This is a genomic window from Archangium primigenium, assembly GCF_016904885.1.
Lineage (GTDB): Bacteria > Myxococcota > Myxococcia > Myxococcales > Myxococcaceae > Cystobacter > Cystobacter primigenius.
On the sequence record NZ_JADWYI010000001.1, the window covers coordinates 969,863 to 994,068 of the forward strand.

The following is a 24,206-nucleotide window of genomic DNA, read 5'->3' on the forward strand; positions in this document are numbered from 1 at the left end:
CCTGGGCTTCGCGACACCCGGCGTCAACGGGACGGCGCGGGACGCGGGGTGGGGCGCGGCGGTGGCTGCCCTCCCGGTCTCCGCCCGGGCGGCTCCGGTCCGTCAGGGGGCCGGAGCGCTCTTCTCTCGGGGTGGGGGCCGCGCGCGAAAGGCGGCGGACAGGGCGGGGGCCAGGGTGAGGCGCACGACCCCGCTGGCCAGCAGGAAGAGGCCCACCCCGTGCTGCTCGAGGTACGTGCCCTCCGTCGGGTCGTACTGGGTGAACGCGAGCCCGAAGTCACTGACGGACAGCATCAGCAGGCCGCTGCCGGCGGCGTCGACGGCGGCGGCGAGGTAGGCGAAGGGCGAGAAGCGCCGCTGGCGCGACAGGAGGATGTCGCACGGCACCCCCAGCGTCACGCCCACCAGGACGAGCGCGAGCAGCACCAGCACGCCCCCGAAGAGGGCCGATTCCGTGTTCCAGGACACAATCAGTCCGGACGCGCACAGCGCCTCGATCGCGCCCCAGGCGAGCACGCCCAGGGCGAGGTGCTGGGGCCAGGCGCGGGGGGCCCCGGGCTCCGGAGGTGGCGGGGCGCTGGGTTTCACCTCCAGTTGGTCGAGGACGCGTCGGGCCTCGGGGGACAGGGCCTGGAGGTGGGGCTCGCCGAGCGCCACGAGCGCCCGGGCGGCGGTCTCGTCCACCCGCCGGTGGCGCGCGTCGCGCAGGCCGCCCACGAATGGGTCCTCGAGCAGCAGGCCCAGGGCCCGGGCGCGCGCGGCCGTGTCCTCGTGGGGCAGGAGCGGACGGGTACACTCGGCGAGCAGGGACCGGAGGTCCTCGGGCCCGGCGTCGGGCGCGCGCACGCGCTCGCACAGGGAGTGGAGGGGATCCACCGGCGCGAGCGGGTCGGGAGCGTTCATTCGCGGGAGCCCGGGTGGGTTTCCTGGAGCTCCTCGGGCGGGGGCCAGCGGGCGATGAGCACCCCGCACGCCACGACCAGCCGCACCGCCACCGACAGCAGGAGCCAGGGCAGGACCTGCTCCATGTTCGCGCGATGCTCCGAGAGCAACGCGGCGGGGAGGAAGGGGCCGAAGTAGGCGAAATAGACGAAGGTCGGCAGGCCGATGCTCAGGGCGGCGACGGCCCCGGCGCCGAGCAGGTTGAGCACGAGCACCGTGGCGAAATACGAGCGGGACTCCTCCGGGTCGATCCGCAAGGCCAGGGCGGGAAACAGCGACAGACACGTGCACAACACCGCGCCGAAGAGCAGGCCGACGATTCCCGCGGTGAACAGGCAATTGCCCAGCACGAGCAGCGCCTCGACCCCGAGCAGGACCAGCCCGTACTGGGACAAGCGCCTCAGCGCGGGCCGCGCCTCTGGAATCGCGTCGGCGGACGTGGCGGCGGGCGCGGCGGGCGCGGCGTCGCGAGGGGGAGGACGGGGCCGTGGGGGCTTGGGCTTGGGCTCGGGCGGGGGCGGGTGGAGCACGTCCCGGCCCGTGGCGGACAGCTCCTGGGCATAGGGCTCGCCCAGGGCGAGCACGGCGCGCGCCGCGGTCTCGTCCACGCGCCGCTGATCCCCGCCGCGAAAGCCCCCGAGGAAGGAGTCCTCGATGATCAGGTGCAGCACCCGGAAGCGCTCGCGCTTGTCCTCCTCGGGTCCGAGCACGCGGTCGCACTCGGCGAGCAGCGCGTCGATGTCCTCCTGTCCGGCCTCGGACGAGCGGGCGCGCTCGCGCAGGGGGTCCAAGGGGTCCACGGGTGCGAGGGCGTCGGGCGGGAGCATGACGGAGGCGCAGCCTACCGCATCCGCGGTGCGCGCCTCGCGGACGGGTCCGGAGGCCGCGGCATGCTCACGAGGACCGCCAGGATGAGGCGCATGAGCCCGCCGACGAGCATCAGGAACTCGAGCCACCGCAAGTCGAAGTTTCGCTCCTTCGTGGGGTCGGGGGTCGGAGGGCTGAAGCTGAACTGGGAGCCGCCGAGCATCATCAGGACTCCCCAGCCCAGGACCACGAGCGCGAAGACGCCGCGCACGGAGGGGGCCGTCGAGCGGGCGCGCAGGATGATCAGGGCGGGCAGCAGCTGGACGCCCACGACGATGGCCCACATCGCCCCGGTGACCAGCGAGCCGGGGAACTTGCTGCCATGCCGGGTCGCGGCGATGACGACGTAGAGCACCTCGAGCGCGGCCCACGTCATCAGGCCGGAGAGCGCATGCTGGCGCCAGAGGTGGAGGAAGGGCGGGAGGGTCATCGAGTTGCCTGGGGACGCACGGAGGCGGACGCGAGCAGGGCGGCCAGCAGCGGCAGGCGCACGAGCGCGGCCACGAGGAAGGCGATCCACACGCGATGGCCGGACGAGTCGGGCGCCATCTCGATGCTGGGGCTGTTGCGCAGAGAGTGGGCGACCGCGGCGACGAGGAGCAGGACCAGCGCGCCGAGCGTGGTGAGCACGGCGGCGCCGAGGGCCGCGCGGCGCGTGGGGCGCCCGCGGGACACCAGGAGCCAGCCCGGCAGTCCCAGGCTCAGGCCGATGACGGCGACCGCCAGCACCAGGAGCCAGACGGAGTACAGGTCGGGCGTCCACGACGTGTCGGGGGCGGACGACACGAGGGCGCCCACCTCGAGCGCGCCCCAGGCGAGGCCGAGGGCCCCCACGATGCGAGACCAGGCGGGAGGCGGGGACGTCATGGGGTGGTCTCCGGCTGGACCTTGGGTGGCGGCATGGCGGCGCCTCAGCCTACCGCATCGGACCGTCGCCTCGGGCCCGGGGGGTCAGACGGAGTAGCGGGCGCGGAACGCGGAGAGCAGGGTGCCCGTGAGCGCGGCGCGCACGAGCACGAACGCCACGGCGATCGGCGGGAAGGACGCCGAGTCCTGCAGCCCGCTGAACAGCACGAGGGCCATGGTGGTGGGCACGGTGGACAGGCCCGTGAGGATGGCGATGACGAACAGGAGCGCGCTCGGCAGGCGCCCCGCGCGCAGCAGCAGCCCGGCGGGCAGCACGAGCGACACCCCGCTATAGAGGAAGCAGAAGAGGCGCCGCCCGTCGAACCAGGGCCGTCCGGGAAAGAGGCTCCCCGCGGAGTTCATCTCGACCAGGGCCCAGAGCAGGCCCACGACCGCCACGAGGCTGTACCAGAGGGGCGAGGGACGCGGCGAGGGCGAGGTGGGAGGCGTCATGAGAGGCCCAGGAGCATACCCGGGTCCGGGGCTCGGGCTGGGCGCGGCGGGCGCCGCCCCCGTTTCCAGGGACGGCGCCGCTGATGTCTGTCCTTACTTCTTGTTGGACTGCATCACCTCACGCGCGGCCTCGATGACCTTGTCCACGGAGAAGCCGAACTTCTGCAGCAGGGACTTCAGGGGCGCGGAGGCGCCGAAGGTGCGCATGCCGATGACCTTGCCGGCGTGGCCCACCCAGCGCTCCCAGCCGAACGCCGCGGCCTGCTCCACGGACACGCGCGCGGTGACGCCCTTGGGCAGCACCTTCTCGCGGTAGGCCTCGTCCTGCTGCTCGAACAGCTCCCACGAGGGCATGCTCACCACGCGCGCCTTGATGCCCTCGGCCTTGAGCTTCTCGTAGGCCTCCACGCACAGGGGCACTTCGCTGCCCGTGGCGATGAGGATGACGTCCGGGGTGCCCTCGCTGTCCGCGAGGATGTAGGCGCCCTTGGCCACGCCCGAGGCGGGGGCGTACCTGGTGCGGTCCAGCGTGGGCAGCGGCTGGCGCGTGAGCACGAGCACCACCGGCTGGTGCTTGAGCGGAGCGATGACCCGCCAGGCCTCGGTCACCTCGTTGGCGTCGCCGGGGCGCATCACGATGAGGCCGGGGATGGCGCGCAGGCTCGCCAGCTGCTCGATGGGCTGGTGGGTGGGGCCGTCCTCGCCCACGCCGATGGAGTCGTGGGTGAAGATGTGGATGCTGGGGATCTCCATGATGGAGGACAGGCGGATGGCGGGCCGCTCGTAGTCACTGAAGATGAGGAACGTGGCGCTGTAGCCGCGCAGCCGGCTGAGCGTCAGGCCGTTGGTGACGGCGCCCATGGCGTGCTCGCGCACCCCGTAGTGGATGTTGCGCCCGGCGTACTCGCCCGGCCGCAAGGGGCTGGAGGCCGTGATGTACGTCTTGGTGGAGGGGTTCAGGTCCGCCGAGCCGCCCACGAGCCACGGGTAGCCCTTGGCCAGGGCGTTGAGCACCTTGCCGCTGGACTCGCGCGTGGCCAGGCCCTTGGCGTCCGGGGGGAACACGGGCAATTCCTTGTCCCAGCCCTCCGGCAGCTCGTGGCGCTGCATGCGCTTGAGCTGCTCGGCCTGCTCGGGGAACTGCTTGCCGTAGGCCTCCAGACGGGCCTGCCACTCGGTGCGCAACTGCTTGCCGCGCGCGCCCACGCCCTCGGCGAAGCGCTCGCGCACGCCCTCGGGGACCAGGAACTGCGCGTCCTCGGGCCAGCCGTAGTTGCGCTTGGCGCCCTTGATTTCATCCGGGCCCAGGGCCTCGCCGTGGGCCTCCTTGGTGCCTTCCTTCTTGGGCGCGCCGAAGCCGATGCGGCTCGTCACGATGATGAGCGTGGGCAGGCCGCGCTCCTGCTTGAAGGTGCGGAAGGCCTGGGACAGGGCGCTCAGGTCGTTGGCGTCGGCCACCTTGAGCACGCGCCAGCCGTAGGCCTCGAAGCGGCGGCCCACGTCCTCGGTGAAGGCCAGGTCCGTGCCGCCGTCGATGCTGATGTGGTTGCTGTCATACACCCAGCACAGGTTGGGCAGCTTGAGGTGGCCGGCGAGCGAGGCGGCCTCGGAGGCCACGCCCTCCATCATGTCGCCATCGCCGCAGATGGCCCAGACGTCGTAGTCGAACAGCTCGAAGCCCGGGCGGTTGTAGTTGTCCGCGAGCCAGCGGCTGGCGATGGCCATGCCCACGGAGTTGGACACGCCCTGGCCGAGCGGGCCGGTGGTGGTCTCCACGCCGCTCGTCCAGCGGTACTCGGGGTGGCCGGGGGTGGAGCTGTCCAGCTGGCGGAACTTCTGGAGGTCCTCGATCGACACCGCCACCTGGTCCTGCACGCTGTCCTCGGAGTCGATGCGGCGCACGCCCGTGAGGTGCAACAGGGCGTAGAGCAGCATGGAGGCGTGGCCGTTGGACAGGATGAAGCGGTCGCGGTTGGGCCAGACGGGGAAGGTGGGGTCGTAGCGCAGCTCCTGCTGCCAGAGCTGGTAGGCCACGGGCGCGAGCGCCATGGGGGCGCCGGGATGTCCGGAGTGGGCCTTTTCCACCGCATCCATGGCGAGGGTGCGGATGGTGTTGATGCAAAGCCAGTCAGTCTTGTCGTGGGTCATGTCCAGGAGTCCTCTCTCGGGGTCGACCATGCCTCAAAGCGAGGGGCCGTGGCCGGGCATTCGTCGCGCGCGCGTGCCCGGGTCGACAGAGTGACCCCGCACGGCGGGTTGGACTGGTGGACAACCCCAGCGGGTGTCATATGGTGGGTGGATGTCGATCGAGAAACCGTTGCGAGAGCTGGTCCAGGCGGAGCTCAAGTCGCGCCTGTCGCCCATGCACAAGGCCATCACGCGGATGGACGAGCGGCTGGACATCGTTCCGGAGCTCGTGGACATCATCTACCGCCTGGCGCCCCTGGCCACGCGCATGCAGTCGCTGCAGCTCGCGCTGCCCGGCCTCTCGTTGCCCATCTCCGGACGGGGCTCGCTGCCCGGCCGGGGCTCCAGCAAGCCCGCCGCTCAGGGCAAGCCCGCCGCCGCGCAAGGCAAGCCCGCCGCTCAGGCCAGGCCCGTCGCTCAAACCAAGCCCGCCGCCGGACGGGGCAAGACGGCGCCGCGCGCGGCCCCGGCGCCCCGCGAGGCCTCGGCGAGCACGGCGGTGCCCGCGCCCCGGGGTCGTCCCTCGGGCCAGGCCGTCGTGGCGCGCGCGGTGGAGGGCAACCGCCTGTGCGCCGTCATCGGCTGCAAGCGGCCCTCGCGCTCCAAGGGCTACTGCTCGGCGCACTACCAGAAGCTGCGCCTCCTGGTGAAGAGCGAGCGCCGGCCGACCAACTGGGTGGACGACGCGTCGCCGCAGTCGGTGGCGGACGTGGTGCTGCCGCGGGGCCGCGCGGCCTCCAAGGCCCGCGAGGAGACGCCCGCTCCCACGCCTGTCCGCCCCGAGCCGCCCAAGCCCAAGGCCTGGGTGCGCAAGAAGGGCGCCAAGGAGCGGGTTTCCCTGCACTGAGCCCGAGCCCCCACGGGTTGTCGCGGGCCGCTCGCCCCGGGGAGTCATTGACACGCTGCCCCGGGGGTGATTTCCGGCAGGCATGAGCGATCAGGGTTTTCCGGTGACGGTGGCAGTGCGGCGCCCCGACGGGCGCACGGAGCAGGTGCGGGTGGGGACGGCGGTGCGCAACGGGGAGGGCTTCTCGTTGCGCCTGGGGGAGCTGAGCATCGGCTCCACGCCCGACGCGGCCCCGGCGCCCCGGCGCGCCGCGTCCTCCTCCTCCTACGGGGGCGGGGGGGGCGGCGGTGGAGGCGGGGGCGGCGGCGGAGAGATCTCCGTGTTCCCCAACTACGGCCGCAGCAAGGGCGGCCCTATCCAGGGCGCGAGCATGGGCGACCTGGAGTACTACGCCAACGGCGCGCGGCGCTCCCTCAATGACCCGAGCAAGTCGCGCTGGCACGACCGCGAGCGTCAGCTCCTGGCGTCCATCGAGGCGGAGATCGCCCGGCAGCGCGGGGGCGATTCCGGCGGGGGCGGTGGCGGTGGCTACGGAGGCCACGAGCCGCCTCCTCACGGGGATGACGACTACGGCGGTGGGGGTGGCGGCGGCGGCGGCAACGACGACGAGAACATCCCGTTCTGAGCCGGCTCAGGCGCGGGGCGCGTCCCGGGGGGACTCGCGCGGAAGCTCGCGCGGGACCTCGGCGGTCAAGGGCAGGCGGATGGTGAAGGTGGTGCCCTCGCCCGGGGTGCTCTTCACCGCCACCTGACCGTGGTGGGCCTCGATGATGCCGCGCACGATGGCGAGCCCGAGGCCGGTGCCCAGCGCCTTGGTGGTGAAGAAGGGCTCGAACAGGCGCCGCATCACCTCGGGGGAGATGCCGGTGCCCGTGTCGGTGATGGTGATGACGGCCTGGGGAGGGCCCTCGGGGGACTCCGCGTGGCCGAGCCCCACCTGGAGCGTGCCGCCCTGGGGCATGGCCTGCAGCGCGTTGAGGAAGAGGTTGTTGAGGGCGCGGTGCAGGAGCTGGGCGTCGAGCGGGGCCTCGGGCACCTCGGGATCCAACGCGCGCGTCACCAGGAAGGGCCCGGGCCGGTTCTCCGAGCGCAGCGCGGAGTCCAGGGCGCCCTCCACCACGGGCCCGAGCGGCTGGAACAGCAGCCGCGGGGACAGGGGCCGGGCGAAGTCCAGCAACCCGTTGACGAGCAGGTCCAGGCGCTCCACCTCCTCGCCCATGACGCCGAGCAGCTCCCAGGCGGTGCTGTTGGCCTCGGGGCGGGACAGGCGGATGAGGGCGGCCACGGAGTTGGCGATGACGGCGAGGGGGTTGCGCACCTCGTGGGCCACGCTGGCGGACAGCTCGCCCACGGCGGCCATGCGCTCGCGCCGCACGAGCTCGCGCTGGGTGGCCGCCAGCTCGCGCAGGGACTGGCTCAGCTCGGCGTTGAGCCGCTCGCTCTTCTCGCGCGCGCGCCCCTGCTCGCTCACGGCCGCGGCCAGGAGCAGCCCCGAGCCGCCCACCGCCGCGAGGAAGGACTGGAGGAAGAGCAGGCTCGCGGTGGTGGCGGCCGCGGAGGTGGCCTCCAGGGTGTCGCTCGCGGCGAGCGCGAAGGGGCCATGGCCCTGGAGCGTGTGGGCCACCGACACGGCGGCGAGCGCGAGCAGGGCGAGCGTGGTGCCCCGGGCCTCGAAGCGCAGCGCCGCCCAGAGGATGAAGGGGAAGGCGGCGTAGGGCAGGGGGTGGTGGGGGCTGGGGGTGGCCGGGGCCCACTGGAAGGCCCCGTTCACGGTGAGCACGAGCGCGAGCAGGAGCACGCCCAGCTCCACGACGCGTCGGCGCGGCCAGCGCACGGTGTCCTCGGCGCCCCAGGACAAGAGGAGCGGCGCCACGAGCAGCACGCCCATGGCATCGCCCACCCAGAACACGCGCCACTGCCGCCACCAGTCCACCCACGCCACCTTGCCGTACAGGGCGAGGATGGTGGCGCCCGGGGTGGCGCTGATGATGGGGCAGAGCAGCACGGTGAGGCCGAGCAGCCCGAGCACGTCGCGCATGCGCCGCAAGGAGGGGCGCAGGCCCACGGAGCGGCGCAACAGGAAGGCGCCCACGAGCGCCTCCAGCGCGTTGTCCGCCGACAGCAGCAGCGTGCCGGGGGTGGGCCAGTGGCCGGGGGCGCTCGCCAGGGGCTCCAGGACGAGCGCCGCGGCGAGCAGCGCGGGCCAGTGCCGCCCGCGCGCGAGCAGCAGCGCGGTGAGCAGCACACCCGAGGGCGGCCAGATGGCGGAGAAGTGCTCGCCCGGAGGCGTCAGCCGCATGCCCAGCCAGGCGCTGACGCCATACAGCAGGAGGAACAGTCCCCCCGCCTGGAGCGGGGGCCAACGCTGGAGGATGTGCTTGGACTCGGGCACGCGGGAGCGGAGTCTATGTTGGAACGCGCGGGGCGAGGCCCCTGGCTTGAGCCGAAATCCTCGGGGGGACTAGCGTGAGTGGGATGTCCGACTTCATCGGGAAGTATGAGCTGGGGCAGGAGCCTCCGGGCACGTGGGAGTCGGATGTGGGACGGCTCGCCGTGTCCGCGGGCATCGAGGTCCTGGCGGCCTCGCGGGTGGGCCGTCGGCTCACCCTGACCATCCGGGTGCCGGGGGGCGCGGGCGCGCTCGCCGGGGACATCGCCGAGGCGTTCTGGCGTGACGTCGTCCCGGCGCTCTCGGGGCCGGGCGCGGAGGGGTCCGCGCGACGGGTGGAGTCCTCGGAGCGGCCCGGCAGGAGCGCGAGCGCGTGGGCGCTCCGGGTGCTGCCGATGGTCATCGGCCTCACGGTGTTCCTGGCGTTCTTCGGGATGCTCGTCTTCGAGATGGGGCTGAACTGGAGCCGCTTCTCGCGCTCGGGGTTCTACGCCTCGTTCCTCTCGGGCATCATCTTCGCGGCGAGCCTGCTGTTGCTGCTCGTGGCGTTGACCACCATATACGGCGGCCTGCTGCGCAAGCAGCGCTCGGCCTCGGAGCAGGCGGAGCGGGAGCAGCAACAGGCGGTGCAGGAGCGCGCCTGGGTGCGGCAGGTGGCGGGCGAGGACACCAAGGCCCTGGCGCGCATCGAGCTGGCGCGCATCGCGCTGCGCATGCGGGCCACCAGCATGAGGGGGGACGCGGATCGCCTGTGGCGGCGCTCCAGCTGGAGCTACCGGGGCGCGTGCACCTTCTTCCTCCTGTCACTCGCGGGGCCCACGGTGGCCGCGGTGCTGGTGCTCGACAGCACGGCGCCCGACTGGCACTTCATGTTCGGAGGGCTGAGCCTGGCGGCGGTGCCCCTGGGCATCGGCACGGCGCTGCTGCGGCACGACACCCGGCTGCGCGAGCAGTATCAGGACTCCGCGCGGGACGTGGCGGAGCTCGAGCGCTACGAGCTGGCGCTCGACTACGCGCGCATCTCCTCGGACGCGTCCTACCAGGCCACGCTGCAGCAGGTCATCGCCCAGCTCCTGACGAGCCGGAGCGGCCCGGTTCCGCCGCGCGCCGAGGAGGGCGCCTCCGCCCCGGGCGAGGCCCTGCCCGGGGTGCAGAAGCTCATCAGCGTGACGGTGGACGCCACCCGGGACGTGGTGGGCTCGCTCGTGAAGAAGAACGGCTAGGGCCTCACGAGTCCTTGGCGAGCAGCCCGTGGCGGCGCACCCGGCGGCCGAGCGTCACCGGGTCCATCTCCAGGGCGGCGGCCGCGCGGCGCACCACGCCGCCGTGCTGCTCCAGGGCGTCGCGGATGATCTCCTTCTCCATCTGCTCCAGGCGCTCGCGCAAGGAGCCCGCGCCGCTCACGCGCACCTGTTGCCGGCGCATGGTCTCGGCGTTGCCGGCGAGCGCGGGGGGCAGGTGGCAGGCGCGCACCCACCCGTCCTCGCCGGACAGGAGCACGGCGCGCTCCATGCAGTTGCGCAGCTCGCGCACGTTGCCCGGCCACTTGGCCCACAAGAGCGCCTGGGCGGCGTCATCGGCCAGGCCCGCCGCGGTGCGCCGCAGCGTGCGGTTGAAGTGGTCGAGGAAGTAGCGCGCCAGGTCCAGCACGTCCTCGGGCCGCTCGCGCAAGGGAGGCAGGTCCACGATGAAGCTGTTGAGCCGGTAGAACAGGTCGCTGCGAAAGCGCCCCGACTGCACCTCCTCGGCCAGGTCGCGGTTGCTCGCGGCGATGATGCGCACGTCCACGCGCCGCACCTGGGTGCCGCCCACCGGGCGCACGTCCCCGCTCTCCAACACGCGCAAGAGCTTGGACTGGAGCGCTGGCGTGGTGTTCTCGATCTCGTCCAGGAAGATGGTGCCGCCGTCGGCGAGCACGAACAGGCCCGGGTGATCCGCCACCGCGCCGGTGAAGGCGCCCTTCACGTGGCCGAACAGCTCGCTCTCCAGGAGCGTCTCGGTGAGGGTGCCGCAGTCCTGCACCACCAGGGGCTGGCTGCTGCGGCCGCTCAGCCGGTGGATGACGCGCGCGAGCACCTCCTTGCCCGTGCCCGTCTCACCCTGGAGCAGCACCGCCACCCGGTGGGGCGCGGCCACGCGCACCAGCTCCAGCACCCGGCGCATGGCGGCGCTGCGAAAGCCCGGCTCCTCGCCCACGTCCACCGCGGTGGTGGGCCGGGGGGCCTCGCGCGCCCGCTCGCGCAAGAGGTTGCGCTCGAGCTCCAGCGCCGCCCGCCGCTGCTCGGTGCGCAGGCCCAGCTCGCGGCTGGCCTGGAGCACCGCCTGGCGCAGCGCCACCGGATCCAACGGCGGCGAGAGGGCGCGGAAGATCTTCCCCTGGTTGAACAGCTCCACCAGCCGGGAGGGCATGGCCGGCGCGCAGTAGACGATGCGCGGGGACAGGTCGCTCGCGGGCCCGGCGCCCGAGGGGTCCGCCTCGGCGCGCCGCATGGCCAGCCGCTCCACCAGGGCCACCGCGCGCGCCTCGTCCCGGCCGCAGATGAGCAGCGCGCTCACGTCGCCCCGGCCCAAGAGCGTGTCCACGTCCTCGGGGGCCTGCACGAAGCGCAGCCGCACGTGGTTGTCCAGCGCCGTGCGCAGCGACTTGAGCTCCGCCTCCTCGGCGAACACCACCGCCACGTACAACTGGTGGTCCAGCAGGTAGCGCTTGAGCGCCACCCCATCCGAGCCCTCGAAGGCGTGGAAGCTCACCCCCAGCGCCGTCACCCCCGCCTCGTCGCGCTCGGCGGGGTCATGCCGCCAGCGCACCGTGCCCCGCACGTGGATGCGCGTGCGCGAGTCCGGCAGGGTGAAGGCCATCTCCAGATCCTCCCCCTCGCGCGGCCCCTGGGCGCGCCCGCTCGGCGTGGCGATGAGCCCGATGCCCGTCTCGCTGATGTTCACCGCGCAGCACCCCGGCAGGTGCGGCTGGGTGACCACCTGCACGTAGAGGGGTTTGCGCTCGCTGGGGGTCGGGGGCGTGGGGGCGGAGTCGCTGGAGGCCGTCATCTCAGAGGCGGGTGGGTCGGCCGTGAAGCCAGGTGGGAATTCGGGAGAAACCAATAAAAGAGGCTTTTGTCCAGGCGCGGCGTGGAGAGGCCCCTCAGGTCGTGTCGATCGGTGGAGAAGCGGGTGGACGTGGGAGGAGGACGCACAGCCGGGAGGGTCGGGGGGAGCGGCGGGGGTGTGGGGCGGCGCACGAAGGGGGCGGGAGGCGTCGAGGAGCCAACGGCGCGGGGGTCGGGGACGCGGTGCCCGGCGGGAGGGGCGTGGTTAGCGTGGGGTCGGAGAGCCGGACGGTGTGCGCGAGAGGGGCGAGTCATGATGATGACGGGTGATGCGGTGGCGGTGGAGGAGCCGGAGGGGCGGGACTCGCTCGAGGCCTTGTCGCGGCGGCTGGCGCTGTCCATTCCGGGGGACACGGTGCGCGGCGCCTTCTTCCTGGGGACGCTGGAGCGGGTGCGCGAGGGGGTGGGGGCCGCGGGGGTGCGGCGCTGCCTGGCGGCGGCGGACGAGCCGCGCTTCATGGAGTTCTTCCACTATCCCTTGAGCGCCTTCCTGCGGGTGAACGAGGCGGCGGTGGCGGAATTGGCGCCGGAGCTCGGGGGCTGGAGCCACGCGCAGCGGGTGCTGGGGCGGCGCGCGGCGGTGGACCTGCTGTCGAGCGCGGCGGGCCGGGCGCTGCTGCTCCTGTCGCGGGGCGAGACGCGGCGGCTCATGGGCAACCTGCCCTCGGTGTACCGGGTGGCGGTGAACCACGGCGAGCGCCTGGTGCAGTGGGAGGGGGCGGGCCGGGGCCGGGTCCTCATGCGGCGCGACTTCATGCCGTGCGCGTTCCACGAGGGACTGCTCGGGGGCCTCCTGGAGGCCACCCATGCCCGGGGCGTGTCGGTGCGGGGCCTGCGCCTGGACGTGCTGGACAGCGAGTACGGGGTGGCGTGGGAGTAGAGAAGGGCTGGCGGCGGGTCGGGCGCGGTGTGTACAAAGGCGCCTCGCGCGGCGCACGCGCACGGGAGAAGAGACACCGCCATGGCTCGGGACATCGTCATCTGGCCCCACAAGGTCCTCACCACACCGACCCAACCGGTGACGGACTTCGGGGAGAACCTCACCACGCTGCTGGACGAGATGTTCGAGGCGCTCAAGAAGGCCGAGGGCATTGGCATCGCGGCCAACCAGGTGGGCGTGCCCCTGCGCTGCTCGTGGGTGGGGCGCGAGGACGGCACCTTCTTCGAGATCATCAACCCCCAGATTCTCGAGCGCTCGGGCGACGTGACGCTGGAGGAGGGGTGCCTCTCGGTGCCGGACCAGTTCGCCCCCACGCCGCGCTTTCACAAGGTGAAGGTGAAGTACCAGGACCGCACCGGCGCCTGGCACGAGGTGGAGGCCGAGGGCAAGCTCGCCCACGTCTTCCAGCACGAGATCGGCCACCTGGACGGCCAGGTCTTCGTGGAGCTCTTGGCCCCGCTCAAGCGCAGCCTCATCCGCGAGAAGATGCTCAAGCTGCAGAAGACGCTCGGGCGCCGCAAGAAGTCCGGGGAGTGAGGGGCGCCCCTGGCGCGTGACAGGGGGACGTGATGGATTGTACGTCCGCCCCCCTACCTGTCAGGAGCCGTCCCCGTGTCGAGTGGTCCGCTGATCGTCCTGTGCGTGTGCCTCGGGGTGCTGAGCGGAATCGTGCTCTGGCGAGGGCCCCGGCGGGCGCGTGAGGGCGAGGCGCTGGTCATCGAGCGCGGCGGAGCGCCCTGGCGGGTGGGCCTGGGGCTGGGCTGGGTGTGTCCCCTGCTGGAGCGGGCGTGGGTGTTGGACCTGTCGGTGCGCAAGCTGCTCGTGGAGCGCCGGGGCCCGCGGGGGCTGTCGTGCCGGGACGGCACCCGGGTGGACGTGCGGGCCACGTTCCTGGTGAAGGTGGCGCGGCGCGAGGCGGACATCCTGCGGGTGGCGCGCGAGGTGGGTGGGGCGCGCGCCAACGACGCGGAGGCGCTCCAGGGCCTCTTGGAGGCGCGCCTGGGCGAGGCGCTCGCCGAGGCGGTGGGCTCGTTCGGCTTCGAGGAGCTCCTGGCCGATCGCGGCCTCTTCGTGGACCACGTGCGCATGGTGGTGGGGGAGGAGCTCATGGGCTTCCAGGTGGAGCGGCTGTCGCTCGGGCGCCTGGAGCAGACGCCCCTGGACCAGTTGGATCCCACCAACGAGCGCGACGCGCCGGGCATCCAGCAGCTCACCGAGCGCTCACGCCGGCTGGCGCTGGAGACGGCCGGAGCGCCGGGCGCGCCGGAGTCGGACGAGGAGCCCCCGGCGAACCAGGACTGAGGGGCGCCTGTTCGCGCCTCAGGTCTGGAAGCGCGAGCAGTCGATCTCGTACTTGGTGACCTTGTAGTTGATGATGCGCTCGGTGGTGCGCAGGAGGCGCGCGGCCTTGGCGCGGTTGCCGCGGGTCGTCTTGAGCGTGTCGAGCAGCATGTCCTTCTCGAACTGCTGCACGGCATCGGCGAGCGAGGTGTTGGGGTTGGCCTCGGAGGCCTCCTCGGCGGTCTGCAGGGTGGGGGGCAGGTGGTGGCCGTGGATGGCGTTGCCGTCGCACACGAGCACCGAGCGCTCGATGATGTTCTCCAGCTCGCGCACGTTGCCGGGCCAGTGGTAGCTCACGAGCATGTCGATGGCGGGGGTGGAGATGCGGCGGATGTTCTTGCCGTGCTCGCGCGCGTACTTGGCCACGAAGTGGTCGGCGAGCAGCAACAGGTCGCTCTTCCTCTCGCGCAGGGGCGGGATGAAGAGGGTGAAGACGTTGAGGCGGTAGTAGAGGTCCTCGCGGAAGCTCTTCTCGGAGATGGCCGTCTCCAGGTCCTTGTTGGTGGCGGCGATGAGGCGCACGTTGCTCTTGAGCGTCTCGGTGCCGCCCACGCGCTCGAACTCGCGCTCCTGGAGCACGCGCAGGAGCTTCACCTGGGTGGCCAGGTTCACCTCTCCAATCTCGTCGAGGAAGAGCGTGCCGCCCTCGGCCAGCTCGAAGCGGCCGCGCTTTCGGGCCATGGCGCCGGTGAAGGCGCCCTTCTCGTAGCCGAAGAGCTCGGACTCGATGAGCGTCTCGGGCAGGGCGGCGCAGTTGACCTTGATGAAGGGCTTCTTGGCGCGCGTGGAGTTGTAGTGCAGGGCGTGGGCGATGAGCTCCTTGCCGGTGCCGGACTCGCCGCGGATGAGCACCGTGGTGTTGGTGCGCGCCACCTGGTGGATCTGCTCGTACACCTGGCGCATCGGGCCGCTCGTCCCGATGATGTTGGAGAAGTCGTAGCGCTCGCGCAGCTCCTGGCGCAGCGTGGTGTTCTCCTCGAGCAGCCGCTTGCGCTCGTCCTCCAGCAGCCGGTGCGCCGCGAGCGCCTGGCCGATCATGGACGCGATGACGCCGAACAGGCGCGTCTCCTCGGCGAAGTCGCGCGCCTTGTCATGGCGCAGGTCCACGCCGAAGGCGCCCACGGGCTTGCGGTTGACGGAGATGGGCACGCAGATGAAGGAGAACTCCTGGGGCCCGTTCTGCCGGCCCCGGAAGGCGCGGTGCAGGAAGAGCGGCTCGCGGCTGATCTCCGGCACCACCACCGGCTTGCCGCTCTCCACCACGCGCCCGGTGATGCCCTCGCCCATCTTGTAGCGCACGTTGCGGCCCTCGGCGCTCAAACCGATGGAGGCCTCGATGTAGAGGTCCTGCGTGGTGGGATCCATCAGTGTCACCGTGCCGCGCTGCACGCCGTGGTAGCGCTCGAGCCGCTCGAGCACCCGGTGCAGCGCCGCCCGCAGGTCCGCCGCGCCGGCCAGGGCCTGACTCACCTCCAACAAGCTCGCCAGCGCGGGGTGCCCTCCCGCCTGGGTCTGGACTCGCTTCGCCATGGGCCGTGTGCCTCCCTCCGGGGTGACTCTCGAATCAACGCGCCCCGTCCTACAATTTCGTCGGTTTCACGAATCGAAGCGACAAAATTGTAGGGGGCGGCCCCCTCTTCCCGAGGGGCAGGATGCCCCGCGACTGTCCGTCAGCGGGCGTCAGCAGGACCCAGGGCGTTGGATTCTAATCATCAGGAGAAGCGCGCACCTACCGATCGGTAGGTCCAGGTCGCGGGGGGTGGGTCCTGTCGGCACGCCGAGGAGGCTCCCTCGGGGCTCCCTCGGAGACTCCAGGGGGTGGTGGCGGGTCAGAAACCGACGAAATTGTAGGACGCGGAGCCCGGTCCTACAAAAATGGAGGACCCCTCCCCAGGAGGCTGGGACCGGCGCGGGGCGGGTTCACGTGATTCCGAGGGGTTGGCTCCGGAGGGTGGGAAAGGGGGGCCCTGGCACGCGGTCTGCAATGAAGTCCTGGCGTCAGGCCCACGGGCCCGATGGAGTCACGGGCCCCCCGACAGGGCCAGGAGACGGCGACATGCGCAAGGTGATGGCGGAGTACATCTGGATCGACGGGCAGAAGCCGACGGCGAAGCTTCGCTCCAAGATGAAGGTGGTGGAGACGGCGGAGATCAAGAGCCTGGCGGACCTGCCGGATTGGGGCTTCGACGGCTCGAGCACCTACCAGGCCGAGGGCAAGAAGAGCGACTTGCTCCTGCGCCCGGTGCGCTACATCCCCAACCCCCTGCGCCCGGGCACGCCGGACGTGCTCGTGATGTGCGAGGTGTTGATGCCGGACGGCACGCCGCACCCGAGCAACAAGCGCGCCCCCTTGCGCGCCGTGGCGGAGAAGTACGCCTCGCACGAGACGTGGTTCGGCCTGGAGCAGGAGTACACGCTCTTCGAGGGCAACCGTCCCCTGGGCTGGCCGGACAAGGGTTTCCCCGCGCCGCAGGGCGGCTACTACTGTGGTGTGGGCAGCGACGAGGTCTTCGGCCGCGAACTGGTCGAGGCGCACGCCGAGGCGTGTATGCTCGCGGGCCTGCACATCAACGGCACCAACGCCGAGGTGATGCCCGCGCAGTGGGAGTTCCAGATTGGCCCGGTGCCGGCGCTGGAGATGGGCGACGAGCTGTGGCTGGCGCGCTGGCTGCTCTACCGGATGGGCGAGGACTACGGCATCAGCGCCACGCTGCACCCCAAGCCGGTCAAGGGTGACTGGAACGGCACGGGCTGCCACACCAACGTGAGCACCAAGGCCATGCGCGAGCCGGGCGGCCTGAAGGTCATCGAGGCGGCGTGCGAGAAGCTGCGCGCGCGGCACGAGGAGCACATCGCCGTCTACGGCGCGCACAACGTGGAGCGCCTGACGGGCCAGCACGAGACGGCGCCCATCAACGTCTTCCGCTATGGCAACAGCGATCGCGGCTCGTCCATCCGCATCCCCATGGGGACGGTGAACGACGGCAAGGGCTACTTCGAGGACCGTCGCCCGGCCGCCAACTGCGACCCGTACGAGGTCTGCCGCATCATGCTCGAGACGATCTGCAGCTGAAGCGCTGCGAGATCGTCCACAAGACTCCTTGGGGTAAGGAGGCGTTGGTCTGGCGGACGGGAGGTGTCGGGCTTCCCGTCCGTCAGGCCCAGCGTTACCCCGAGGCCCGGAGTGAACTCCCTATCTGGGAGGGGTGCTTGCCCGCCCGACTGCCGCACTGGGAAGAGGGCGGGCCTTTCGGCGCCACATGCACTCCAGGACAACGTCCCTATTTTTGGATCAAGCGCGACTGAACGCGAAGCGGTCCAACGAGAGGAGACGACCATGGGTGAGTGGACGGATAAGGCCAAGGGCAAGGTGAAGGAGACGGTCGGTGTGGCCACGGGTGACCGCGAGCTCGAGGCCGAAGGCAAGGCCGACACCTTGAAGGGCAAGGTGAAGGAAGTCGCCGAGGACGCCAAGCGCGTCATCAAGGACGGCGTGGAGGCCATCAAGGGCAACAGCCGCCGGGATCCGGACGCCATCTAGCGCGGGATTCTCCCCGTGAATCGAGCGAGGGCCGCGGGGACAGTGTCCTCGTGGCCTTTCGCATTTTGGACAGTGAACCCCACCGTTCCGGACGCCGGGTGGATTCGTCCTCACCCTGGGCGGTGGTTGGACCCGCTCGGGTTTTAATCGGTCTAGGATCCTCCATCCGGAGGAAACTTTCGCGTCGTTCCTCCGACCATTCATCACAAGGTGCGCGGGCATCCGACAGCCGCGCCGGAGGAGATCGACGATGAGCACGAACAAGATCAACCAGGGCCCCAAGAGCGCCCTCTCCGGTCCGAAGGTGGAGGCGCCGGTGGTGGGCCGGGAGACGCGGCCGACGAACACGGTGAGCCGCGAGACGAAGGCGGAGCCGAAGCCGGAGGCCAAGGGCCAGCCGGTGGCGGGCAAGACGGCGGGCAAGGCGGATGGTTTCGAGGCGCCCGCGCGGGCGGCGGCCCGGGGCCAGGCGTCGGCGTTCGACGGGGTGCAGGCGCGCGGCAACCTCGCGGGAGCGGGGGCGTCGGCGGCGGTGACCGCGGCGGCGTCGAAGCAGGTGGCGGCGGGGTCGGCGGTGAAGCGCTCGGTGACGCTGACGTACGACGCGGGTCCGCACAGCCAGATGAAGAACCTGAAGGTGAAGGGGAGCTGGGACGCGGCGGGCAAGTTCAGCGGCGAGTGGAGTGGCGAGCCGCTGGCGATGAAGCCGGTGGGGGACGGCAAGTGGCAGGTGACGGTGGAGGTGCAGGATGACGGCCTGCCGCGCGACTGGCAGTGGGGCGTGACGGCGGATGGCCCCACGGGCAAGGACAAGTGGGTGGTGATGGGCGAGGGGAACCTGAAGTTCGACCCGAAGAAGCCCACGGCGAGCTACGCGCCGACGACGTACCACGAGATGGGCTCGACGCGGGTGGGCGAGGACGTGTCGTTCAAGCTCTGGGCGCAGGGAGCCAAGAGCGTGCAGGTGAAGGTGACGGACCAGCAGGGCAAGGTGGAGCGCTTCCCCATGGAGGGGGATGGGGCGGGCAACTGGTCCACGAAGCTCGAGGGCCAGTGGGACAAGATGGTGGGCAAGTCGTACACCTACGAGGTGGTGGACTCGGTGGGAGACTTGAGCGAGCGCCCGGACCCGTACGCGCGCGAGATGATGGGCGAGCAGCGGGGCCTGGACCGGATGTTCCTGGATCCGAAGTCGGGGCAGGAGGTGAACCGCTACGCGACGGGCGCCAAGGAGCTGATGCGCTTCGACGTGGACGGCATGGAGGGCGCGGACCAGGCGTACCTGGTGTTCAAGGACGAGAGTGGCCGGGCGCTGAGCAAGGACGAGCTGGTCAAGCGGCTGGGGACGTTCGACACCTCGCTGGTGGACAAGCTGCGGGGCGGCGAGTTCAACGACCACTGGTCGAAGAACATCGAGGCGGACGGCCGCATCCGGATGACGAACCAGGAGGGCGCCTGGTCGACGCTGGTGGACGACCCCAAGAAGCTGGTGGGGCTGCGCTACGAGTTCCAGGTCTTCGAGAAGGACGCCCAGGGCCAGCTGAAGCTCAAGGGAGACGCGAACCAGAACGGCAAGCTGGAGGCGGGCGAGCGCCGGGCGTCGGCGGTGAATGATCCCTGGAGCGACCTCATCACGGAGAGCAGTGGCGTGTCGTTCCGGGGCTCGGTCATCACGGACCCGACGACCTTCGAGTGGAAGAACACGGACGCGCCGCGCGAGCGCGACCACTCCAAGTGGGTGGTGTACCAGCTGCACGTGGGCAGCTTCCTGGGCAAGGGGGGCAACTCCAACCGCTCGACGCTCGAGGACCTGACGGCGAAGCTGGACTACTTCAAGGAGCTGGGCATCAACACGCTGGAGCTCCTGCCGACCAACGAGGTGGAGGGGGCGCGCAACTGGGGCTACCTGGGCGTGAACAGCCTGGCCACGGAGAGCTCGTTCGGCTTCGAGGACAAGGATGGGCGGTGGGTGAGCGGGACGGAGGCGCTCAAGCGCTTCATCGACGAGGCGCACGGCAAGGGGCTCAACGTGGTGTCGGACGTGGTCTACAACCACGTGTTCGGCGACTACAACGGGCTGTGGAACATGGGCGGTCCGGACAACCCGTACTTCAACTGGGCGGAGGAGCCGGGCAAGCAGGAGATCCGCGAGACGCCGTGGGGCGCGGTGCCGGCGTACTCGGAGCCGAAGGTGAAGCAGTTCTTCGTGGACCACGCGGTGCAGCAGGTGCAGGAGCTGCAGTTCGACGGCCTGCGCTTCGACTTCACCGAGCCCATCAAGGGCACGGGGGGCAAGGACGGCTGGGAGATGCTGCGGGAGATCAACCGGCAGGTCCACTACCACAACCCCAACGCGTGGACGGTGGCGGAGCAGTTCGACTACGACCCGAGCATCTCGAGGCCGGCGCAGAACGACGGCACGGGGGGTGGCTTCGACGCGCAGTGGTACACGGAGTTCCAGCACAAGCTGGTGAACGACAACAGCAAGCCGGGCCTCATCCAGGCGGCGTCGCGGGGGATGAAGACGGACATGGACGCGTTCGTGGGGCTGATGACCAACCCACGGGGCCTGGACAGATGGAAGAACGCGCTGTCGATCATCTCGAACCATGACGAGGTGGGCAACGCGCAGCGCACGATGAACACGGCCGAGGGCAATGCGCCCACGGACTTCCCGGAGCAGTGGTCGCGGAGCGCGGCGCGGTTCGCGGCGGGCATGGGCTTGTCGGGGCCGGGCATCCCGATGTTCTTCCAGGGAGACGAGTTCGGGGCGCAGAACGACTTCCGGTGGGGCAATCCGTCCACGTGGGACAGCGACTGGTCGTGGGAGTCGGTGGGCCAGGACTGGAACTGGGACAAGCTGACGTTCAACGACACGCGCAAGGCGGAGTACGAGCGGCTGTTCCAGCTGCCCGAGGCGACGCGGGCGAAGGACAAGACGTACCAGGGCCTGTCGCGCGATGACCGGAAGGTCTTCGACAGCCTGGCGACGATGCCCGCGGACCAGCGTCGGGGGGCGATGCTGGACATCACCCGTCGGCAGAGCTTCCAGTTCTACAAGGACGCGCTCGCGTTGAGGCAGTCCACGCCGGCGTTCAGCGCGACGGCGGAGGTGAACCGGGTGCACACGCACAACGACGACTCGGTCCTGGCCTTCACGCGCAAGGCGGGCGGCGAGGAGTACCTGGTGGTGGGCAGCCTGAATAAGAAGAACCTGGAGGGCTACACGCTGCCGCTGCCGCCGGGTAACTGGAAGGAAGTGCTCAACAGTGACGCGGCCATCTACGGCGGCGACAACTTCGGCAACTACGGCGCGACGCTGAATGGTGGGAACACCAAGGTGAACATCCCGTCGGCGGGCTACGTGGTGCTCAAGAAGGTGTAGCCAGACCGCCTCCTCTCGGAGGTACGGAGCAAGTGCCAGACGGGCGGACCCCTCTCCGAGGGAGTCCGCCCGTTTCTTGAGGGGGGCCTTGAAGAACGAAGGCGGCGCACCACCTTGGGGGCACAGCGGGATGGCGTGGCGCGTGAGAATGCGGCGCGATTAGAAGAGCGAAGACGCGAGCGCATCGGCTTGGCCGGGAAGAAAATCGAGAAGCGGAGTGGTTGACTCCAGACGCGGCGGTGGTACAAGCCGCGCCCCCTGGACCCAGCAGGCGAAACCGCATTGGCGGTGGAACGCGGTCGAGGACAGTCGAAATACGGAGTCGACGCAGTGGGGTTGACTCGAAACGCGGTGGTGGTAGAAGCCGCGTCCCTTCGAACGGGCAGGCGTCACCGCACTGGCGGGGGCAAGTCGTTCGAGGCCAGAAGAAATAAAGAGTCGACGCAGCGAGGTTGACTCGAAACGCGGTGGTGGTAGAAGCCGCGTCCCTCCGGAAGACGGACTGTCGCGCAGGTGACAGAAGGTCGGGCGGAAGGAAAACGAGGGTTGACGAAGCGGGTTGACACTCGGGAGGGCGAAAGGCTAGAAGCCGCGCCCCACGGACGGGAAGGACGAAGTCGCACTGGCGACGGGGACCTCCGGACGAGCAGGACGCAGACGAAATAAGCAGTCAGCGAACGAAGTTGACTCGAAACGCGGTGGTGGTAGAAGCCGCAGCCCCGCTGGAACGGCGAGAAGCAAACGCCGGGCAGCGAAGGAAAAAACGAGTCGACGAAGCGAGTTGACAGGGAAGGCGGAACGGCAGTAGGTTCCGCGCCCCTTCGAAAGAAAAGCCGCCTCGGCGGTTTGGCTTCGAAGCGAAGCGGTGAGACGAAGCAACATCGGTTGCTTGACAGTCGAGCCGGTTCGGAAGTAAAGAAGGCAGCCCGCGCAGCACGGTGGGCGGCACCGACACGGTGAAGCCGACGGTAGCACAGCGCAGGGGCCGCGACAAGCGGTTCGGTCTTTGAAAACCAGATAGCAAGCCCAAAGAAGACAGATTGCGGAAACCGCAGTCAATTCTTGTAGTCCCGGGCACCTGAAGCGAGTCGGCGGGAGTCGATTGGCCGGGTGCCCGTAGAACAGCGAAGGTCAGGAAACCCCTTAGCCGGGACCTGGCTCAGCCGGTTCGACACTTCAAATTCAATTGGAGAGTTTGATCCTGGCTCAGAACGAACGCTGGCGGCGTGCCTAACACATGCAAGTCGAGCGCGAATGGAGCAATCCTAGTAGAGCGGCGCACGGGTGCGTAACACGTGGGTGATCTGCCCGGATGTCTGGGATAACCAGTCGAAAGATTGGCTAATACCGGATAAGCCCCCAGGAGCTTCGGCTCTCGAGGGAAAAGGTGGCCTCTGTATACAAGCTATCACATCTGGATGAGCCCGCGGCCCATCAGCTAGTTGGCGGGGTAATGGCCCACCAAGGCAACGACGGGTAGCTGGTCTGAGAGGACGATCAGCCACACTGGAACTGAGACACGGTCCAGACTCCTACGGGAGGCAGCAGTGGGGAATTTTGCGCAATGGGCGAAAGCCTGACGCAGCAACGCCGCGTGTGTGATGAAGGTCTTTGGATTGTAAAGCACTTTCGACCGGGACGAAAACCCCTTGGCTAACACTCAAGGGCTTGACGGTACCGGGAGAAGAAGCACCGGCTAACTCTGTGCCAGCAGCCGCGGTAATACAGAGGGTGCAAGCGTTGTTCGGAATTATTGGGCGTAAAGCGCGTGTAGGCGGCTTTGCAAGTCGGATGTGAAAGCCCTCGGCTCAACCGAGGAAGTGCGTTCGAAACTGCAGAGCTTGAGTGCCGGAGAGGGTGGCGGAATTCCCCAAGTAGAGGTGAAATTCGTAGATATGGGGAGGAACACCGGTGGCGAAGGCGGCCACCTGGACGGTGACTGACGCTGAGACGCGAAAGCGTGGGTAGCAAACAGGATTAGATACCCTGGTAGTCCACGCCGTAAACGATGAGAACTAGGTGTCGTGGGTGTTGACCCCCGCGGTGCCGTAGCTAACGCATTAAGTTCTCCGCCTGGGAAGTACGGTCGCAAGACTAAAACTCAAAGGAATTGACGGGGGCCCGCACAAGCGGTGGAGCATGTGGTTTAATTCGACGCAACGCGCAGAACCTTACCTGGTCTTGACATCCTCGGAATGCCTCAGAGATGAGGCGGTGCCCGCAAGGGAGCCGAGAGACAGGTGCTGCATGGCTGTCGTCAGCTCGTGTCGTGAGATGTTGGGTTAAGTCCCGCAACGAGCGCAACCCTCGCCTTTAGTTGCCACGCAAGTGGATCTCTAGAGGGACTGCCGGTGTTAAACCGGAGGAAGGTGGGGATGACGTCAAGTCCTCATGGCCTTTATGACCAGGGCTACACACGTGCTACAATGGCCGGTACAAAGCGTTGCCAACTCGCGAGAGGGAGCTAATCGCATAAAACCGGTCTCAGTTCAGATTGGAGTCTGCAACTCGACTCCATGAAGGCGGAATCGCTAGTAATCGCAGATCAGCACGCTGCGGTGAATACGTTCCCGGGCCTTGTACACACCGCCCGTCACACCATGGGAGTCGATTGCTCCAGAAGTCATCTCACCAAGAGGTGCCCAAGGAGTGGTCGGTAACTGGGGTGAAGTCGTAACAAGGTAGCCGTAGGGGAACCTGCGGCTGGATCACCTCCTTTCTAAGGAGACCGGGTACACGGTGAGCGCTTCGGCGCCACAGGGTGTACCAGCCACTTCGGTGGCCGAGGTCGACCAGGTCAACGTTTCTGCAATACTGTCGAGGGCTTGCTGTCTGGTTTTGAGAGGCCGAGCTGAGGCTCGGTTCTTTGAAAGAATTGGACGCTGTGAGGGAAATCCACTGGGCCTATAGCTCAGCTGGCTAGAGCGCGCGCCTGATAAGCGCGAGGTCGGTGGTTCAAGTCCACCTAGGCCCACCAGTCCCCCGAGAGGGGTTGCACTGGGAGACGCGAGGAAGGCCGGCAAGTGGATACCTACGACGAAGGTTTGGGGCTGTAGCTCAGTTGGGAGAGCGCTAGCTTTGCAAGCTAGAAGTCGTCGGTTCGATCCCGTCCAGCTCCACACGGTTGTCCGATGAAGAAACACGTCGGAAGCGTTCTTTGACAAGTGCATACGAAGGGTAGAAATCAATTTCTGCTGAGAAGTTCAGCATGAAGTGGAAGGCCGTCGACTGCGAGAGCAGTGGGTGGGCCGGAAGCTCATGCACTCAAGCAAGTGTAAGTTTTCCGGGTCCGCGACGAAGA

Annotated in this window: 18 protein-coding genes, 2 tRNA genes and 1 rRNA gene; 12 read left to right on the forward strand and 9 right to left on the reverse strand. The window is 69.5% G+C overall.

The window, feature by feature from the left end; translation table 11 throughout:
• Positions 1-102: 102 nt before the first annotated feature.
• From I3V78_RS04200 to tkt, 6 genes are all read right to left on the reverse strand, one after another.
• Positions 103-903 carry a hypothetical protein gene (locus I3V78_RS04200; protein ID WP_204485031.1) on the reverse strand — a complete coding sequence of 267 codons (801 nt, stop codon included), beginning with the start codon at positions 901-903 and terminating at the stop codon, positions 103-105.
• The gene (locus I3V78_RS04205) at positions 900-1,769 is read right to left on the reverse strand and encodes a hypothetical protein (RefSeq protein WP_204485032.1); all 870 of its coding nucleotides are present in this window, start codon (positions 1,767-1,769) and stop codon (positions 900-902) included. Before I3V78_RS04205 ends, I3V78_RS04200 begins: the two co-directional genes overlap by 4 nt.
• A gap of 14 nt (positions 1,770-1,783) precedes the next feature.
• A complete protein-coding gene (locus I3V78_RS04210) occupies positions 1,784-2,239 on the reverse strand; it encodes a hypothetical protein (protein WP_204485033.1) in 456 nt (151 codons plus the stop codon).
• Entirely contained in the window at positions 2,236-2,676 is a 441-nt protein-coding gene (locus I3V78_RS04215) for a hypothetical protein (RefSeq protein ID WP_204485034.1), read from the reverse strand. Before I3V78_RS04215 ends, I3V78_RS04210 begins: the two co-directional genes overlap by 4 nt.
• Before the next feature lie 84 nt (positions 2,677-2,760).
• Positions 2,761-3,168, reverse strand: a complete 408-nt coding sequence (locus I3V78_RS04220; protein ID WP_204485035.1) for a hypothetical protein — start codon at positions 3,166-3,168, stop codon at positions 2,761-2,763.
• A gap of 93 nt (positions 3,169-3,261) precedes the next feature.
• Entirely contained in the window at positions 3,262-5,316 is a 2,055-nt protein-coding gene (gene tkt, locus I3V78_RS04225; protein ID WP_204485036.1) for a transketolase, read from the reverse strand.
• A 151-nt stretch (positions 5,317-5,467) separates the two neighbouring features.
• Here tkt and I3V78_RS04230 point away from each other — a divergent pair, with 151 nt between their 5' ends.
• Together I3V78_RS04230 and I3V78_RS04235 are read left to right on the forward strand one after the other, a co-directional pair.
• Positions 5,468-6,202, forward strand: a complete 735-nt coding sequence (locus I3V78_RS04230) for a cell wall protein (protein ID WP_204485037.1) — start codon at positions 5,468-5,470, stop codon at positions 6,200-6,202.
• An 82-nt stretch (positions 6,203-6,284) separates the two neighbouring features.
• Positions 6,285-6,827, forward strand: coding sequence for a hypothetical protein (locus I3V78_RS04235; protein ID WP_204485038.1), 543 nt, complete (start codon positions 6,285-6,287; stop codon positions 6,825-6,827).
• A gap of 6 nt (positions 6,828-6,833) precedes the next feature.
• Here I3V78_RS04235 and I3V78_RS04240 read toward each other — a convergent pair whose 3' ends face one another.
• Positions 6,834-8,594 carry an MASE1 domain-containing protein gene (locus I3V78_RS04240; protein WP_204485039.1) on the reverse strand — a complete coding sequence of 587 codons (1,761 nt, stop codon included), beginning with the start codon at positions 8,592-8,594 and terminating at the stop codon, positions 6,834-6,836.
• A gap of 83 nt (positions 8,595-8,677) precedes the next feature.
• Here I3V78_RS04240 and I3V78_RS04245 point away from each other — a divergent pair, with 83 nt between their 5' ends.
• Positions 8,678-9,814 carry a hypothetical protein gene (locus tag I3V78_RS04245; RefSeq protein WP_204485040.1) on the forward strand — a complete coding sequence of 379 codons (1,137 nt, stop codon included), beginning with the start codon at positions 8,678-8,680 and terminating at the stop codon, positions 9,812-9,814.
• Positions 9,815-9,818: 4 nt separating this feature from the next.
• On the opposite strand, the gene I3V78_RS04250 is transcribed toward I3V78_RS04245, so the two are convergent.
• The gene (locus tag I3V78_RS04250) at positions 9,819-11,639 is read right to left on the reverse strand and encodes a sigma 54-interacting transcriptional regulator (RefSeq protein ID WP_204485041.1); all 1,821 of its coding nucleotides are present in this window, start codon (positions 11,637-11,639) and stop codon (positions 9,819-9,821) included.
• Between the two features lie 312 nt (positions 11,640-11,951).
• Between I3V78_RS04250 and I3V78_RS04255 the strand changes: the two genes are divergently transcribed.
• From I3V78_RS04255 to I3V78_RS04265, 3 genes are all read left to right on the forward strand, one after another.
• On the forward strand, positions 11,952-12,578 hold the full coding sequence (locus tag I3V78_RS04255; RefSeq protein WP_239576288.1) for a TIGR02265 family protein: 627 nt from the start codon (positions 11,952-11,954) through the stop codon (positions 12,576-12,578).
• An 81-nt stretch (positions 12,579-12,659) separates the two neighbouring features.
• Complete coding sequence (def, locus tag I3V78_RS04260) at positions 12,660-13,175, forward strand: peptide deformylase (RefSeq protein ID WP_204485042.1); 516 nt, start codon at positions 12,660-12,662, stop codon at positions 13,173-13,175.
• A 75-nt stretch (positions 13,176-13,250) separates the two neighbouring features.
• Positions 13,251-13,940 (forward strand): SPFH domain-containing protein, encoded by a 690-nt coding sequence (locus I3V78_RS04265; protein WP_204485043.1) that lies wholly within the window; start codon positions 13,251-13,253, stop codon positions 13,938-13,940.
• A gap of 18 nt (positions 13,941-13,958) precedes the next feature.
• Here I3V78_RS04265 and I3V78_RS04270 read toward each other — a convergent pair whose 3' ends face one another.
• Positions 13,959-15,509 (reverse strand): sigma-54 interaction domain-containing protein, encoded by a 1,551-nt coding sequence (locus tag I3V78_RS04270; protein ID WP_204485044.1) that lies wholly within the window; start codon positions 15,507-15,509, stop codon positions 13,959-13,961.
• A 526-nt stretch (positions 15,510-16,035) separates the two neighbouring features.
• On the opposite strand from I3V78_RS04270, the gene glnII reads away from it, so the two are divergent.
• The 6 genes from glnII (at position 16,036) to I3V78_RS04300 (ending at position 24,024) form a co-directional block, all read left to right on the forward strand.
• Positions 16,036-17,052 carry a glutamine synthetase GlnII gene (glnII, locus tag I3V78_RS04275; RefSeq protein ID WP_204485045.1) on the forward strand — a complete coding sequence of 339 codons (1,017 nt, stop codon included), beginning with the start codon at positions 16,036-16,038 and terminating at the stop codon, positions 17,050-17,052.
• Between the two features lie 264 nt (positions 17,053-17,316).
• Positions 17,317-17,520, forward strand: a complete 204-nt coding sequence (locus I3V78_RS04280) for a CsbD family protein (protein ID WP_204485046.1) — start codon at positions 17,317-17,319, stop codon at positions 17,518-17,520.
• A gap of 250 nt (positions 17,521-17,770) precedes the next feature.
• Positions 17,771-20,905 carry an alpha amylase C-terminal domain-containing protein gene (locus tag I3V78_RS04285; RefSeq protein ID WP_204485047.1) on the forward strand — a complete coding sequence of 1,045 codons (3,135 nt, stop codon included), beginning with the start codon at positions 17,771-17,773 and terminating at the stop codon, positions 20,903-20,905.
• 1,183 nt (positions 20,906-22,088) lie between these two features.
• A 16S ribosomal RNA gene (locus tag I3V78_RS04290) occupies positions 22,089-23,624 on the forward strand.
• A 181-nt stretch (positions 23,625-23,805) separates the two neighbouring features.
• Positions 23,806-23,882, forward strand: a tRNA-Ile gene (locus tag I3V78_RS04295).
• 69 nt (positions 23,883-23,951) lie between these two features.
• Positions 23,952-24,024, forward strand: a tRNA-Ala gene (locus I3V78_RS04300).
• The last annotated feature ends 182 nt before the right edge of the window (positions 24,025-24,206 follow it).

Coding starts and splice junctions, on each gene's coding strand:
- I3V78_RS04230 (WP_204485037.1), top strand. CDS start 5,468: ATGTCGATCGAGAAACCGTTGCGAGAGCTGGTCCAGGCGGAGCTCAAG.
- I3V78_RS04250 (WP_204485041.1), bottom strand. CDS start 11,639: ATGACGGCCTCCAGCGACTCCGCCCCCACGCCCCCGACCCCCAGCGAG.
- I3V78_RS04210 (WP_204485033.1), bottom strand. CDS start 2,239: ATGACCCTCCCGCCCTTCCTCCACCTCTGGCGCCAGCATGCGCTCTCC.
- def (WP_204485042.1), top strand. CDS start 12,660: ATGGCTCGGGACATCGTCATCTGGCCCCACAAGGTCCTCACCACACCG.
- I3V78_RS04200 (WP_204485031.1), bottom strand. CDS start 903: ATGAACGCTCCCGACCCGCTCGCGCCGGTGGATCCCCTCCACTCCCTG.
- tkt (WP_204485036.1), bottom strand. CDS start 5,316: ATGACCCACGACAAGACTGACTGGCTTTGCATCAACACCATCCGCACC.
- I3V78_RS04215 (WP_204485034.1), bottom strand. CDS start 2,676: ATGACGTCCCCGCCTCCCGCCTGGTCTCGCATCGTGGGGGCCCTCGGC.
- I3V78_RS04255 (WP_239576288.1), top strand. CDS start 11,952: ATGATGATGACGGGTGATGCGGTGGCGGTGGAGGAGCCGGAGGGGCGG.
- I3V78_RS04205 (WP_204485032.1), bottom strand. CDS start 1,769: ATGCTCCCGCCCGACGCCCTCGCACCCGTGGACCCCTTGGACCCCCTG.
- I3V78_RS04270 (WP_204485044.1), bottom strand. CDS start 15,509: ATGGCGAAGCGAGTCCAGACCCAGGCGGGAGGGCACCCCGCGCTGGCG.
- I3V78_RS04285 (WP_204485047.1), top strand. CDS start 17,771: ATGAGCACGAACAAGATCAACCAGGGCCCCAAGAGCGCCCTCTCCGGT.
- glnII (WP_204485045.1), top strand. CDS start 16,036: ATGCGCAAGGTGATGGCGGAGTACATCTGGATCGACGGGCAGAAGCCG.
- I3V78_RS04245 (WP_204485040.1), top strand. CDS start 8,678: ATGTCCGACTTCATCGGGAAGTATGAGCTGGGGCAGGAGCCTCCGGGC.
- I3V78_RS04280 (WP_204485046.1), top strand. CDS start 17,317: ATGGGTGAGTGGACGGATAAGGCCAAGGGCAAGGTGAAGGAGACGGTC.
- I3V78_RS04220 (WP_204485035.1), bottom strand. CDS start 3,168: ATGACGCCTCCCACCTCGCCCTCGCCGCGTCCCTCGCCCCTCTGGTAC.
- I3V78_RS04235 (WP_204485038.1), top strand. CDS start 6,285: ATGAGCGATCAGGGTTTTCCGGTGACGGTGGCAGTGCGGCGCCCCGAC.